This is a genomic window from Rhodococcus sp. 27YEA6 (assembly GCF_044908235.1).
Lineage (GTDB): Bacteria > Actinomycetota > Actinomycetes > Mycobacteriales > Mycobacteriaceae > Rhodococcus_F > Rhodococcus_F qingshengii.
On sequence record NZ_JBIYCY010000001.1, the window covers coordinates 1,087,487 to 1,101,943 of the forward strand.

General features: G+C 64.5%; 14 protein-coding genes. 10 read left to right on the forward strand and 4 right to left on the reverse strand.

Annotation, left to right across the window (positions count from 1 at the left end):
- Positions 1–24: 24 nt before the first annotated feature.
- From ABH939_RS05330 to ABH939_RS05355, 6 genes are all read left to right on the forward strand, one after another.
- The gene (locus tag ABH939_RS05330) at positions 25–876 is read left to right on the forward strand and encodes an SDR family NAD(P)-dependent oxidoreductase (protein WP_030536264.1); all 852 of its coding nucleotides are present in this window, start codon (positions 25–27) and stop codon (positions 874–876) included.
- A 3-nt stretch (positions 877–879) separates the two neighbouring features.
- Positions 880–1,785, forward strand: a complete 906-nt coding sequence (locus tag ABH939_RS05335; protein WP_311093760.1) for a TIGR03619 family F420-dependent LLM class oxidoreductase — start codon at positions 880–882, stop codon at positions 1,783–1,785.
- Between the two features lie 68 nt (positions 1,786–1,853).
- Entirely contained in the window at positions 1,854–2,540 is a 687-nt protein-coding gene (locus ABH939_RS05340) for a nitroreductase (protein ID WP_003943290.1), read from the forward strand.
- A 73-nt stretch (positions 2,541–2,613) separates the two neighbouring features.
- Positions 2,614–3,750, forward strand: coding sequence for a class I SAM-dependent methyltransferase (locus ABH939_RS05345; RefSeq protein WP_007728811.1), 1,137 nt, complete (start codon positions 2,614–2,616; stop codon positions 3,748–3,750).
- Between the two features lie 194 nt (positions 3,751–3,944).
- Positions 3,945–4,796: a Bax inhibitor-1/YccA family protein gene (locus ABH939_RS05350; protein ID WP_283376197.1), complete on the forward strand. Its 852-nt coding sequence runs from the start codon at positions 3,945–3,947 to the stop codon at positions 4,794–4,796.
- A 120-nt stretch (positions 4,797–4,916) separates the two neighbouring features.
- Positions 4,917–5,672: an enoyl-CoA hydratase/isomerase family protein gene (locus ABH939_RS05355; RefSeq protein ID WP_070162425.1), complete on the forward strand. Its 756-nt coding sequence runs from the start codon at positions 4,917–4,919 to the stop codon at positions 5,670–5,672.
- Positions 5,673–5,738: 66 nt separating this feature from the next.
- Here ABH939_RS05355 and ABH939_RS05360 read toward each other — a convergent pair whose 3' ends face one another.
- Both ABH939_RS05360 and ABH939_RS05365 read right to left on the reverse strand, forming a co-directional pair.
- On the reverse strand, positions 5,739–6,956 hold the full coding sequence (locus tag ABH939_RS05360; RefSeq protein WP_404649425.1) for an acetyl-CoA C-acetyltransferase: 1,218 nt from the start codon (positions 6,954–6,956) through the stop codon (positions 5,739–5,741).
- Positions 6,957–7,077: 121 nt separating this feature from the next.
- Positions 7,078–8,049, reverse strand: a complete 972-nt coding sequence (locus ABH939_RS05365) for an SGNH/GDSL hydrolase family protein (RefSeq protein ID WP_042448870.1) — start codon at positions 8,047–8,049, stop codon at positions 7,078–7,080.
- A gap of 71 nt (positions 8,050–8,120) precedes the next feature.
- On the opposite strand from ABH939_RS05365, the gene ABH939_RS05370 reads away from it, so the two are divergent.
- The 3 genes from ABH939_RS05370 (at position 8,121) to ilvA (ending at position 12,022) form a co-directional block, all read left to right on the forward strand.
- The gene (locus ABH939_RS05370) at positions 8,121–9,506 is read left to right on the forward strand and encodes a cystathionine beta-synthase (protein WP_003943292.1); all 1,386 of its coding nucleotides are present in this window, start codon (positions 8,121–8,123) and stop codon (positions 9,504–9,506) included.
- A 44-nt stretch (positions 9,507–9,550) separates the two neighbouring features.
- Positions 9,551–10,723, forward strand: a complete 1,173-nt coding sequence (locus ABH939_RS05375; protein WP_404649426.1) for a cystathionine gamma-synthase — start codon at positions 9,551–9,553, stop codon at positions 10,721–10,723.
- A gap of 135 nt (positions 10,724–10,858) precedes the next feature.
- Entirely contained in the window at positions 10,859–12,022 is a 1,164-nt protein-coding gene (ilvA, locus tag ABH939_RS05380) for a threonine ammonia-lyase (RefSeq protein WP_223304414.1), read from the forward strand.
- A gap of 6 nt (positions 12,023–12,028) precedes the next feature.
- Here ilvA and ABH939_RS05385 read toward each other — a convergent pair whose 3' ends face one another.
- The gene (locus ABH939_RS05385; protein WP_208690402.1) at positions 12,029–12,823 is read right to left on the reverse strand and encodes an FAD:protein FMN transferase; all 795 of its coding nucleotides are present in this window, start codon (positions 12,821–12,823) and stop codon (positions 12,029–12,031) included.
- Positions 12,820–13,065 carry a hypothetical protein gene (locus tag ABH939_RS05390; RefSeq protein ID WP_153211881.1) on the reverse strand — a complete coding sequence of 82 codons (246 nt, stop codon included), beginning with the start codon at positions 13,063–13,065 and terminating at the stop codon, positions 12,820–12,822. The genes ABH939_RS05385 and ABH939_RS05390 overlap by 4 nt, the downstream gene beginning before the upstream one ends.
- Before the next feature lie 205 nt (positions 13,066–13,270).
- Here ABH939_RS05390 and ABH939_RS05395 point away from each other — a divergent pair, with 205 nt between their 5' ends.
- The gene (locus ABH939_RS05395) at positions 13,271–14,371 is read left to right on the forward strand and encodes a bifunctional lysozyme/C40 family peptidase (RefSeq protein WP_003943296.1); all 1,101 of its coding nucleotides are present in this window, start codon (positions 13,271–13,273) and stop codon (positions 14,369–14,371) included.
- The last annotated feature ends 86 nt before the right edge of the window (positions 14,372–14,457 follow it).

Below are 14,457 nucleotides of genomic sequence, written 5' to 3' on the forward strand. Positions count from 1 at the left end.
TTCGATGTGTGACGGTACGCCGAAGTGCTTCACATCGAACTGCAGAAGGGTGTCTTCGTGGTGGTCGGATCGGCGTACTCCCCAGGGCCGATGTTGGTGGGTAAGAAGGCAGTGGTCACAGGCGGTTCCCAGGGAATCGGCGCAGCGATTGTTCGAGCATTTGCATCGCATGGCGCCTCAGTTCTGGTTGTCGACGTGGCTCCTCTTGGCGACGTCGAATTCGACTCGGCTGCAGGTGGTTCGATCAACTATCTCGAGTACGACGTGCGGACGCGGGAAGTCCCCGTAGCGTTGACCGAGTTCGCGCCGGACGTCCTGGTGAACAACGTGGGTCATTTCCTGAACCCGCCGACAGAGTTCACCGGTACGGATCCAGGTTTCTGGTCCGAGGCCGGCAGCATCAATTTCGATCACGTCGTGCGTCTGACCCATGCCCTGCTTCCCGGCATGATCGACCGCGGTTTGGGTGGATCGATCGTGAACCTGACGACGGTGGAGGCGCATCGAGCGATCCCGGGCCACACGATGTACTCGGCATACAAGGCCGCGCTGACACAGTTCACCAGAAGCCTTGGCGTGGAGATCGGTCGAACCGGAGTGCGCGTCAACGCCATTGCCCCGGATCTGATCGAGTCGGTACAGGTGCCGTATCGCACGATCGTTCCTGCCGACGACTGGGACAAGTGGCCGGGGTGGGCACCGTTGGGCGGACCGGGCCAGCCGGTCGACATTGCCGGCCCCGCACTGTTCCTGGCTTCCGACCTGGCGAGATACATCACCGGAACCGTGATCCACGTCGACGGCGGCTCGCACGCTGCCGGAGGCTGGTTCCCCACAGAAGAGGGTGGCTGGACCAACCGGCCCCGAAAGGCTTGACACATGACAACTTTCAGTCTGAACGTTCCCAACTTCGGCACCACTCTCGCGGAGGACTCCTACGCGAAACTCGTGCAGGTCTGTCAGAACGCGGAAGCTGCCGGCTTCGACCGGGTCCTCGTCACCGATCACGTGGTGATGGGCTCGGACAACTCGGCGTACACGTGGTCGGCGTTCCCCACCGAGCCCGACGCCAACTGGCTCGAGCCGCTGACCGTCCTGGCTTTTGTTGCCGGACAGACGAAGACAATTCGCTTGGGGACCGGAATCGTCATCGCGGCGCTGCGCGGGGGAGCGGTACTGGCCAAGACGGCCGCGACACTCGATCTGCTCTCCGGGGGCCGACTCGACCTTGGCGTCGGAACAGGTTGGCAGGAACGTGAATACGAGGCGGCAGGTATGGACTTCGGTAAAAGGGGACCACTGCTCGACGACGCTCTCGCAGTGTGCCGGGCCCTGTGGAGTTCGGCGCCGGCGAGCATCGACACCCCTCGTCTGAAGTTCGACGACGTGTACTGCGCGCCCCGTCCGGCCGCTGGAATCCCGATCTGGGTGTCCGGTTCGCTCTCCAAGGCCGTTGTACGACGCGTCGCAACCTGGGGTGACGGGTGGATTCCGATCATGGGTGCCGCGGACGAGGACCTACGTGAAGGGATCGACGTCATCGGCAAAGCGATGGCGGATCTCGGACGCGATCCAGCGGAATTGCAGGTCCGTGGGCGACTGACCGTCGTACGCGGGTCCGACGGTTCGATCGACCTCCCGGCGACGATGATCGGCGCCGAGCAGCTGCTCGAATCCGGTGCCACCGATGTGCTGGTCGCGCTGGCGGCAGTAGATCCGGATCCGGATGCGGCGATGGCAGAGTTCGGCGAGCTGGTGGCGGCCTTCGCAAAGGTGACCCGCTGACGATTGCGTCGAGGCGGTAGTTCTATCGTGCGAAGTGTTGTAGTGCAGCCTGATCGAGGAGAGAACACATGACCGAGAGCATCGTCGTGGATACGAGCCTGGAAGCGTTGCTCGACGCCCGGATCAGCTGCCGCGCCTACGAGGACCGTCAGGTGCCACGTGAGGTGATCGAGGAGATCCTTCGGCTGGCGCAGAAGACGCCGTCGTGGTGCAACACGCAACCGTGGCAGGTCGCGATCACCGAAGGGGAGGGCACCGAGCGATTCCGCGCCGGCCTCGGTGAGTACGTGATGGCCAACGCCCAGGAGTCGGACTTCGAGTTCCCGCGCGCGTACCAGGGCATCTACAAGTCGCGTCGGTTCGACTGCGCGATGGCGCTGTATTCGAGCGTCGGAATCGAGCACGGTGACCGCGCCGGATCCGCGGCACAGACGATGAAGAATTTCGAGCTCTTCGGCGCTCCCCACGTCGCGATCATCACCACCGACGAGGCATTGGGCACCTACGGCGCAGTCGACTGCGGGTTGTACGTGAACAGCTTCCTGCTCGCGGCCCAGAGTCTGGGGGTCGCCACCATTCCGCAGGCGGCGCTCGCGGGCAGCTCCAAGTTCATTCACGAGCATTTCGGTATCGACGACACTCGCAAGGTTGTCTGCGCGATCTCGTTCGGATACCCCGACGCCGACCACCCGGTGAACGGATTCCGCACCGAACGCGAAACCGTCGACAACGTCGTGCAGTGGATGTCGAACTGACAGGGATGTCGAACTGATCACCTGCTGGTCGGGGGATTGAGTGTTGCGTAGTTCCACCTGAAAGACTGGTGGCATGTCCGACACACCCGAACTGTTCGATCGTCTGCGCCGATTCCCCGATGTCGAGGCACCCAATCTCTTTGCCGTCGATGCGGCTGATCGTCTGATCCTCGACGAGGCCGCCGACGCTCTTGCCGCGGCACCGGCGGGCACCGTCGTCGTGATCGGCGATCACTACGGTGCGCTGACTGCCGGTGTTGCGCTCGTGCACGGAATCGCCGCCGTGCGCGTTCACCAGGATCCGCTCACCGGAGAGCTGGCCCTCGCGAACAATGCGCGCGAACTCGGATTCAGTGACGCCTTCACCTCGCACGGACTGGACGAGGAGTTGCTCAGCGGCGCCCGCGTCGTGCTCATGCAATTGCCGCGTAGCCTCGCCGAACTTGCCGAGATCGCCCAGCTGATCGCGCTTCACGCCGACCCGGCGGTTCGTGTCTTCGCCGGTGGGCGTGACAAGCACATCACCCCGGCGATGAACAAGGTTCTCGGCGAATCGTTTTCCGACGTCAGCGCCTCGCGTGGGCGTCAGAAGTCCCGCGTACTCAAGGCTTCGGAACCGAAGCCCGATGTTGCTATCACGTTCCCGGTGACCGAACGCCTCGACGAATTCGACCTCGACGTCGTTGCTCACGGCGCAGTGTTTGCCGGTGCGAGCCTGGACATCGGCACCCGGTTGCTCCTCGAGAACCTCGGAAAGATTGCGGTCGATCCGCTGAGTGACGTGATCGATCTGGGTTGTGGCAGCGGCATTCTCGCGGCGGCGATTGCGCGGAAGTTCCCGGACGTGCACGTGATCGCAACGGATCAGTCCTCGGCAGCCGTCGCTTCGGCCCTGGCGACTGCGTCCGCAAATGGCGTCGGCGATCGAGTGAGCGGCCTGCGCGACGACGCCGTGAGTTCGTTGCCCAGTGCGAGCGCGGATCTGGTTCTGTTGAACCCGCCGTTCCACGTCGGCGCGGCGGTCCACACCGGCGGAGCACTCAAGATGTTCGAAGCTGCCGGCCGTGTCCTGCGTCCCGGTGGCGAGTTGTGGACTGTTCACAACGCGCATCTGGGGTACCGCGAACCGTTGAAAGCCGCGGTGGGTCCGAGCGAGGCGATGGCGAAGAACGCGAAGTTCATCGTGATGAAGTCGGTCAAACCGTCCTAGTATCGAAAAGGGACGAGTGTCGACGAGTGTTGATCTTCCGGAAATGCGCCGGGAACTACAACCGAAGCTTCGACGTTGTAAATTACGAGTGCTTTACTTTTAGTCAGGTACACGGACCGTGTCGGAAACTCGGATCCGTCCGGCGAACCCGCGACGCACCCGTCGTAGGCCACCACGATGAAGGGATGATCACGGTGCGCACCACCAGCAACCCGGTGTTCCGCAATCTGCCCAAGCAAGAGGGCAACGGATACGCCTCGTTCGGATCTGCGACGGCGGGCGCCTCGCAGGCAACCCAGCAGTTCGGTCAGCCGCAGTACGCTCCGGCCGAGCCGTACCAGACCGGTCCCACCTCGCGGGCCATGACGATCGACGACGTCGTCACCAAGACGGGCATCACGCTCGGTGTGCTGACGATCTCGGCACTGGTGTCGTACTTCCTGGTCAACAACAACGCCGACCTCGCAGCCCCGCTGGTCATCGGCGGCGGTCTCGTCGGCCTCGTTCTGGTTCTGGTCGCTACGTTCGGCCGCAAGATGGACAACCCGGCAATCGTGTTGGCGTACGCCGTCGCCGAGGGTCTGTTCCTCGGTGCGCTGTCGTTCATGTTCACTGATATTCAATTCGGTGGCGTCGGCGGATCCGCACTGATCGCGCAAGCAGTCCTCGGAACGTTCGGCGTGTTCTTCGGCATGCTGGTCGTCTACAAGACCGGTGCGATCCGGGTGACACCGCGTCTGACGCGAATGATCATCGGCGCATTGATCGGCGTTGTCGTTCTGGCCCTCGGTAACCTCGTCGCGAGCTTCTTCGTCGAGGGCGGACTGGGACTGCGTGACGGCGGAACGCTCGCCATCATCTTCAGCCTCGTCTGCATCGGCATCGCAGCCTTCAGCTTCCTGCTCGACTTCGACGCCGCTGATCAGCTGATCCGCGCACAGGCGCCCGAGAAGGCAGCCTGGGGCGTCGCATTCGGCCTCACCGTCACCTTGGTCTGGCTGTACGTCGAGATCCTGCGTCTGCTGAGCTACTTCAACAACGACTAGTTCTCGAGTCGATCCGTAACACGAAGAAGGGCCCCGCGAGGGGCCCTTCTTTTGTCGTCTGTGGACGGTTACGGTGCTTGGATACCTAGCAACTGCTTGGTTTGGAACGAAGGGGAGCGAATGTCGACAAACACCTCTGAACCCATCCTGGTCGCGGATGCCGGAGCAGTGCGAACGCTGACCTTCAATAATCCGAGTCGCCTGAACGCATTTGATGCAGCCGGTTTTCGAGCGTTCACCAAAGCGCTCGACGACGCGGCGTCGGACGAAGCCGTGGCCGTGGTGATCGTCGAGGGCGCAGGCAAGGCATTTTCCAGTGGTGTCGACCTACGCGCACTCGCCGAACCAGGCGCAGACAACGCCGACTTCGGCCACGCATTCGCGCCGCTGATCGTCGCGCTGGTGGAGTTCCCGAAGCCATTGATCGCCGCGGTACACGGCGCTGCCGTCGGCATCGGCCTGACCATGCTGCTTTACTGCGACGTCGTCTACGTTGCCGAGGACGCACGTCTGCGGGCACCGTTCACCTCGCTGGGTACAGCTCCCGAAGCTGCCAGTAGTTGGTTGCTGCCCAAGGTGATCGGAACGCAGCGAGCCGCCGAGCTGATCCTGTCCGCCCGGTGGCTCAGCGGCGTCGAAGCTGCCGCCTACGGACTGGCGACAGCCGCCGTGCCGGCCGACCAGGTACAGGCACGCGCCCGCGAGAGTGCCGAGCAGATTGCCGCCAACGTCGGACCGGCAGTCCTTGCCGCCAAACGACTGCTCCGTCACGGATGGGCGGACGAAGCTCGCGCTGCCGTGCAGCGTGAGGACGACGCTGCGCGAGAGTTGATTCGCGAGTTGGGGAGTTTTGCTCGGAAGTTCACGACTACCTGAAACACGACCACACGAAAGCGGCCGCCCGGCAGAAGCCGGGCGGCCGCTTTCGACGTGCTCAGGGGATCAGCTGAGGCGCTCGATCACCATTGCCATGCCCTGTCCGCCGCCGACACACATGGTCTCGACGCCGAAGGTCTTGTCCTGCTCCTGCAGGTTGTTGATCAGGGTGTTGGTGATACGGGCACCGGTCATACCGAAGGGGTGACCCAGCGCGATCGCGCCACCGGAGATGTTGAGCTTGTCCTCTTCGATGCCCAGTTCGCGAGCGGATCCGAGGACCTGCACTGCGAATGCCTCGTTGATCTCGAACAGGTCGATGTCGGAGATCGACTTGCCGGCGATCTTCAGGGCGTTCTTGACGGCCTGGATCGGGCCGAGGCCCATGATCTCGGGGGACAGGCCCGAGACGCCGGTGGAGACGATGCGAGCGAGCGGGGTCAGGCCGAGTGCCTTTGCCTTGGTGTCGGACATGATCACCAGTGCGGCTGCGCCGTCGTTGAGCGGGCAGGCATTGCCGGCGGTGACGGTGCCATCGGGGCGGAAGACGGGCTTGAGGCCGCTGATGCCCTCGTAGGTGGTGCCGGCGCGGGGGCCGTCGTCCTTGGAGACGACGGTGCCGTCGGCGAGCGTGACGGGCGTGATCTCACGCTCGAAGAAGCCGCGAGCGATGGCTTCCTCGGCGCGGTTCTGACTGCGAACTGCCCAGCGGTCCTGGTCTTCGCGGGTGATTCCGGTGGCGGAAGCGACGTTCTCCGCGGTCTGGCCCATGCCCAGGTACACGTCGGGGATCAGGCCCTCTTCGCGAGGATCGGTCCAGGCGACTCCACCTTCGGCGAGCTTGGCGCTACGGGCCTGCGCTGCGTCGAAGAGCGGATTCTTGGTGTTGGGGAGGCCGTCGGCGTTGCCGGTGATGAAGCTGGAGACGGACTCGACGCCGGCGGAGATGAAGACGTCGCCCTCGCCTGCGCGGATGGCGTGCAGCGCCATGCGGGTGGTCTGCAGCGAGGAGGAACAGTAACGGTTGACCGTGACACCGGGGAGGAAGTCGTAGCCGAGCTGGACGGCGACGACGCGGGCGATGTTGAAGCCCGACTGACCGGCGGGCTGGCCGCAACCGAGCATGATGTCGTCGATCTCGGTGGGGTCGAGCTCGGGGATCTTTGCCAACGCGGCGGCAACCATCTGAGTTGCGAGGTCATCCGGGCGGATGTCCTTGAGCGAACCCTTCATTGCGCGGCCGATGGGCGACCGTACTGCTGAGACGATTACTGCCTCGGGCATGAAAACTCCTTTTGTGTACTGCTCGAGGGCGGCTTGAAACGCCGTCGAGCAGGGCAAGTTGAATGCAGCTTCGACTTACAATTTACGTTGCCGCTCCCAGATGGTGGTCACGCAGTCTCACTCAGTTGACATCGGGGCGCTGACCTGCAGGTTTGGTGCGTCTCGCGAAGGCTTTCCACTGGGTTGCCGCCGCCGTCAGTCGGGCCGCGACGGTGCGGGCTTGCGCCGCCTCCGAGACGTGGGGGAGTTCGGGTAGCGGGCCACCCTGCCATTCACCCAGAGCCGACGCGAGAACCGGGACGATCTGCTTCGCCGCGAGTTCGTATCCGGCCGCGGACGGATGGAAACGGTCGGCCGAGAACATCGTGTCGGGCGAGGCCAGGAATTCCTTGGCCAGCAGGTCGGCCAGTGGAACGGGATGACCCCCGGCGTTTCTGGTCGCGGCCGCCTGGGCGAGTGCGAGGCGATGGCCCCATTCGCGCACCACGGAGCGCAGAGGTTGCGGGATCGCCGTGACCACCCCCAGATCCGGGCAGGTGCCGACAACAACGACGGCGCCGCTCTCGCGTAAGCGTCGAACCGCGTCGCCGAGGCGTTTAGCCGACGCGTGAATCGCGTTCTTGGCGGTGACGTCGTTGGCGCCGATCAGGATCACCGCAGCGTCCGGGGGAGGACCGGCGACGAACATGGCGTCGACCTGCCCACTCAACCCGCGGGAGGTGGCGCCCCCGATGGCCTTGGTGCTCAAACGGATTCGCTTCCCGGTTTCACTCGCAAGCAGCTTCGCGACCTGAACACCCGGAACTTCCGAGGCCGTCAGCGCGCCCACGCCGGCCGCAGACGAATCGCCGAAGATCATCAAGTGGAGATCGAAGGGCACGGCCCGCCACCAGAGTTCCGGGTTGTCGGCGCCGGGCGCGTACACCCCGTCCGCCTCGGGTGGCTTGGCGATATTGCGACCGATCACCCCGCGGGCCGCCCCCGCCTGCGACATCAGATAGTTGTAGCCCAACCAGGAGAGCGTGCCTGCACTCGATCCGGCCACCACCGTGGCCACCGACGCTTTCAGTCCGGTTCGACTCACACTTGCCAATCTAGCCGGATTGCACCACCTTCGCCCGACGTCCGCGCGCACCGTTTTCTTTCATCTGGGAACATGGACGAATGCGCATCGCGGAACACGTCGTCGACCTCATCGGCAACACCCCACTCGTCAAGCTCACGTCCGTCACGGGCGAAAACTTCGGCACGGTGGCAGCCAAGGTCGAATACCTCAACCCTGGCGGTAGCTCCAAGGACCGCATCGCCGTCAAGATGATCGACGCAGCCGAGGCTTCGGGTGAACTGAAGCCGGGCGGCACCATCGTCGAGCCGACTTCGGGCAACACCGGAATCGGCTTGGCGCTCGTGGCGCAAAAGCGTGGATACAAGTGCGTTTTCGTCTGCCCAGACAAGGTCAGCGAAGACAAGCGCAACGTCCTGCGCGCCTACGGCGCCGAGGTGGTCGTGTGCCCCACGGCCGTCGCGCCGGACAACCCGAACAGCTACTACAGCGTCTCCGACCGTCTCACCCGTGAGATCCCCGGCGCCTGGAAGCCCAACCAGTACTCCAACCCGGGCGGACCGGAGAGCCACTACGAGACCACCGGCCCCGAGATCTGGGCCGACACCGACGGCAAGATCACGCACTTCGTCGCGGGCGTCGGCACCGGCGGCACCATCACCGGCACCGGCCGCTACCTCAAGGAAGTTTCGGGCGGCAAGGTCAAGGTCATCGGCGCAGACCCCGAGGGCTCCGTCTACTCCGGCGGCACCGGTCGTCCGTATCTGGTCGAAGGCGTCGGCGAAGACTTCTGGCCGTCGGCATACGACCCGTCCATCCCGGACGAGATCATCGCCGTCTCGGATGCCGATTCCTTCGAGATGACGCGTCGCCTCGCCCGCGAGGAGGGACTGCTGGTCGGCGGTTCCTGCGGTATGGCCGTCGTCGCTGCCCTCGAAGTAGCCAAGCGTGAGGGCCCCGACGCCCTGATCGTCGTCCTCCTCCCGGACGGTGGCCGCGGCTACCTGTCCAAGATCTTCAACGATCAGTGGATGGCGTCGTACGGATTCCTGCGCACCCCACTCGACGGCAAGACCAACGTCCCCACCGTCGGCGACGTTCTGCGTGGCAAGTCGGGCGAGCTGCCGGACCTCGTTCACACCCACCCGTCGGAGACCCTGCGCGATGCGATCGAGATCCTGCGCGAGTACGGCGTGTCCCAGATGCCCGTCGTGGGTGCGGAACCGCCGGTCATGGCGGGCGAGGTCGCCGGAAGTGTGTCCGAGCGAGATCTGCTGAGCGCGGTCTTCGAAGGCCGTGCGCACCTTGCGGATTCCGTCGAGAAGCACATGAGCAAGCCGTTCCCGCTCATCGGTTCCGGCGAGCCGGTCTCGGCTGCCACGAAGGCGCTCGGGGACACCGACGCACTCATGGTCGTCGACGACGGCAAGCCGGTCGGTGTCATCACGCGCCACGATCTCCTGGGTTTCCTGAGTTCGGATTCCTGAGTTCGGATTCCTGCGCCGGCACCGGCGCCATTAGGCTGGGGACCATGAGTGAGCAACGCAGCAAGGCCGACAACATCAGCTGGCAGGGTTTCTCCACGAAAGCGGTGCATGCGGGTTACGAACCCGATCCGCTGACCGGTGCGGTCAACGTGCCGATCTACGCGAGTTCCACCTTCGCCCAGGACGGCGTCGGTGGAATGCGCAGTGGCTTCGAGTACGCGCGAACGGGTAACCCCACCCGTCGCCCACTCGAGGCGAACCTCGCAGCGCTCGAATCCGGAACCTACGGCCGAGCGTTCAGTTCGGGAATGGCGGCCACCGACTGCCTGCTCCGTTCGGTACTTCGACCGGGCGATCACCTGGTCATCCCCGACGACGCGTACGGCGGAACCTTCCGTCTCATCGACAAGGTGTTCACGCAGTGGGGGGTCGAGTACACCCCGGCTCCGGTGTCCGACGTCGATGCGGTGCGCGCGGCGATGAAGTCCAACACCAAGCTGGTCTGGGTCGAGACGCCCACGAACCCGCTGCTCAATATCGGTGACATCGAGCTCCTTGCCGAGGTCGCCCACGAGGGCAACGCAAAGATCGTGGTGGACAACACCTTCGCCTCGCCGTACCTGCAGCAGCCGCTGCAGCTCGGTGCCGACATCGCGCTGCACTCCACGACCAAGTACATCGGCGGACACTCCGACGTGGTCGGTGGCGCTCTCGTCTGCAACGACGAAGAACTGGACACCGCGTTTGCCTTCCTGCAGAACGGATCCGGCGGCGTTCCCGGCCCCTTCGACGCGTTCCTGACGTTGCGCGGAATCAAGACACTGGCGCTGCGCATGGAGCGTCACAGTGACAACGCGGAGAAGGTCGTCGAATTGCTCGACGGCCACCCCGCGGTTGCCAGCGTCATCTACCCCGGACTGGCTTCGCATCCGTCGCACAAGGTCGCGGCCAAGCAGATGCGACGCTTCGGCGGCATGATCTCCGTCCGTCTCAAGGGCGGCAAGGCGACAGCTCTCGACCTGTGCTCGCGCACCGAGATCTTCACGCTGGCAGAATCTCTCGGCGGAGTCGAATCCCTCATCGAATTCCCCGGTGCGATGACCCACGCCTCGACGGCCGGTTCCGCTCTCGAGGTTCCCGACGATCTGGTTCGCCTGTCGGTCGGCATCGAAGACGCCTCCGATCTGGTCGGCGACATCGAGCAAGCGCTGTCCTGATCTTCGCTCTACAGTAATTCGACTTCGAATCTGCAGTGCGCCTTCACACCTCACGAGGGTGTGGAGGCGCACTTTCTGGAGGCATGCGTGAATCTCGAACAGATAAAGGCTGCACAGCAACTGCTCGCCCCGGTCATGCGACGCACCCCGGTCGTAGCCTCGCGAGTGTTGTCCGAAACCACCGGCTTCGCCGTGAGTTTGAAATGTGAAAATCTGCAGCGCACCGGCTCTTTCAAACCGCGCGGTGCGTACAACCGCATTGCCAATCTTTCCGCAGAGGAACGGGCAGCGGGCGTGGTGGCGGCCAGTGCCGGTAACCATGCGCAGGGAGTTGCCTGGTCTGCAACAGAATTGGGAATCAAGTCGACGGTCTTCATGCCGACGGGTGCGCCGCTGCCGAAGTTGGTGGCCACCAAGGCATATGGAGCTCAGGTCCACCTGCACGGTTCGACTGTCGACGAAGCGCTCGTGGCCGCTCGCGAATTCGCGGACCGAACCGGAGCAGTTCTGGTCCACCCGTTCGACCACGAGGACGTCGTGGCGGGGCAGGGGACTGTGGGGCTCGAAATCCTCGAGCAACTGCCTGAGGTCGGCACGATCCTCGTCCCCACCGGCGGCGGCGGGTTGATCGCCGGAGTGGCCGCAGCAGTCAAAGCTGTACGCCCGCAGGTCCGCATCGTCGGAGTGCAGGCCGAGACCGCGGCTGCCTGGCCGGCGTCGTTGGCAGCCGGGAAGCCGACCGCCTTGGCGTCGATGTCCACGATGGCAGACGGTATCGCCGTTGGCTGCCCGGGCGAGGTTCCGTTCGCCGAAGTTGCCGCCCATGTCGACGCCGTGGTGACGGTCAGCGAGGAAGCGCTGTCCAAAGCGCTCCTGCTTTGCCTCGAACGCGCCAAGCTCATCGTCGAACCGGCCGGCGTCGCGGCCGTTGCGGCCTTGATGACCTGCACTCCGGAGGAGCTGGGACTGACAGGGCCGGTGTGCGCCGTGCTTTCCGGCGGCAACATCGATCCGCTACTTCTCACGCACGTCATCTCGCACGGTCTGCGAGCGGCCGGACGGTTCCTCGGCGTTCACATCACCATCGACGATCGGCCGGGCGCACTGGTCTCGTTGCTGGAAGTGGTTCGAGCGAACGGCGCCAGCGTGGTCGATGTCATCCATTCCCGTACAGGTGGCGAACTCGCGCTCGACGAAGTGGAAGTCTTCCTCACCGTCGAGACGCGTGGTCCGGACAACAAGGCGGAACTTCTGACGGCCTTCGACCGCGCCGGTTACGCAGTACGACTGCAGAACTGAGGCGAGTTACTCGTCAGGCCAGCCGCCCAGAACCGTCACGCGGTACTCCTGGTCGACCAGCCTGGCGGGTACGTCGAGTTGATGTAGCCAGTCGATGGCCGAACCGCCCATGCCGACCGCAACCCGACTGAATGCGGCGGCCTGGGCGCAGGAAGATGCAATCACCGACACCGTGCGCCACATCGGCGTCGCCGTCGATTCGCGGTGCAGTGGCTTGACGGTGCTGGCCGTGGCGATCCCGCAGTCGGACGGAAGTGCTACCTGGCAGGTCGGGTCGCCGGGCAGGTCTTGCACCTGAATCTGCCAGCCGTCTTCCGGCGCCGGGCCGGCAACCGCGATGTCCCCGCCGAGGCCGACCAGCACGCCACACCCGAGAAGAGTCGCAGTGGACGCGGCACAGTGGTCCGCTGAACTGGCGCGGGCCGTCGCGGACAGATCGAGAACGACGTCGTCCGGGCTGTACACGCGGTTGTGCTCGACGCGAATCTTCCACCAGGAGTGAGGGTCTGCCGACCCGGCCGTCGGCGTGAGTTTGCCGTCGGTCAGTCGTGCGACAGCCAACGCGTCTTCGAGGAAGTGCGCGAACATCGGGGTCACGGCGACGCCGTCGACGTTGCTCGCGGCGCTGACATAGGTACGAATCTCGGAGTCGGCACGATCTCGATTGGTGGCGGCGTCGGCAGCGGTGAGGTACCCGCGAACCAGGCTGGCCGCGGAGGGAAGGACTTCAGGGTCGGTGACGACGACCCGGGCCTGAACCCCCCACGTGAGCCACTCGGAGGCCGAGCGCGGAGTACTCACGAACCGTTGGACACGGCGTCCGGGGTTCCGAATCCGGCGACCACGACGGGCCGCTTCGCTACGGGATTCTTGGTGTGAGAAGCCGACGTGTCCGGTGCGAGTGCCGTGGCAGTGGGAGAAGAAACGAGTGAAAGTCCGCCGCTTGCGAGTGCTCCCGCCACAGCCGTGGCTGCGAGGGCGAGGCGAACGGGTCGATACACCGTAGTGCGTCCCCGGGCGGGTCGTGGCCGATCGTCGCTCATGGACTCAGCTTGCACGCCGAACCTGAGAAAAGCCTTGGCGTCTGTAGTCATTTGCGTAACGCCCGCCGAGATAGATGAGACATTGGTTACAGGAGTCGCGAGACTGAGCCGTGTCGAATGCATGTTCGAAAGAGTAGATGTTCGCACCGACAAGTTTCGGGTACGACCACGTACATGGATTTTCAGAGGTTTATCGGAGGTTCGGATGGCAGTCGGTGTCCTGGCGATCGCTGTGTCGATCGGCACCGCACTGGGCGTGATGAGTGGAACTCTCGGAGCGCCCGCACAAGTCGAGAAGAACGAGTCTTCGAATGCTGCAGTCTCACTTGCAGCCTGGAACGGACCGGCACGAACTCAGGACACACCTGAGGGAATCGTGCCTTCCGTACCCTCCAACTTTCCGGGAGCGACATTGGCGCCCGTGGGAGCGGTGGCAGTGTTCGCGCCGTGGATCAAAAAGGCCGGTGCTCTGTGCTCGGAGATCACGCCCGCGGTGATCGCCTCGCTGTACTCGGTCGAGAACGGATTCAAGTACGGACCCGATACCGACATCTCACCGGAAGGTGGGCGCGGGCCTGGCCGCTTCACCACCGCAGCGTGGACGGCATACGGCAAGGACGGTGACGGCGACGGAAAGATGGACATCCTGGGCGTTGCCGATCCGGTGATGACAACCGGATACCGGTTGTGCGATCTCGTGAAGCAAGCGCAGTCCTGGCAGAAGTCCGGTGAGGTCGAGGGCGATACCGTCGACCTCGCGCTCGCTGCCTACGACGTCGGGCCGGACGCAGTTCGCGAAGCGGGCGGCGTTCCGGCAGACAAGTCGGGCGAGGTTCCTGCGGAGCAGGCGGTCGCCGCTCCGTTTGTCGCCCAGATCAAATCGTTGCAGGACTCGTTCGCCCTGATGCTTGCGCCCTTCGACTACAACAACCTCGCCGCAGCGGTGGGCGGCGTCGTAGAGGCCGGTCTGAAGTTTCTCGGATTGCCGTACGTGTGGGGTGGCGGAAACATCAACGGGCCGTCGATGGGCGGGTTCGACTGCTCGGGGCTGACGTCGTACGCGATTCACGCGGCCACCGGGGTGACTCTGCCCCGGACCTCGGAGACGCAGTGGGGTGTCGGCGTCGAGATCCCGCTGGATCAGGCGCAGCCCGGTGACCTGTTGTTCGGCAACTGGCAGGCAGGCGGCCCCGGCCACGTGGCGATCTACGTCGGCAACGGTCAGATGCTTCACGCACCCACGTTCGGCGACGTGGTGAAGGTCGGCCCGATCTTCGCCGGCATGAAGGCTCGCCGCGTGGTGTGAGTGGGCAGGAAACGGCGAGCGTCGACAGAGCAAGAAGCGCCACCCGACCGAGTCGGGTGGCGCTTCTTTTCAGAGCTGGTACAGCC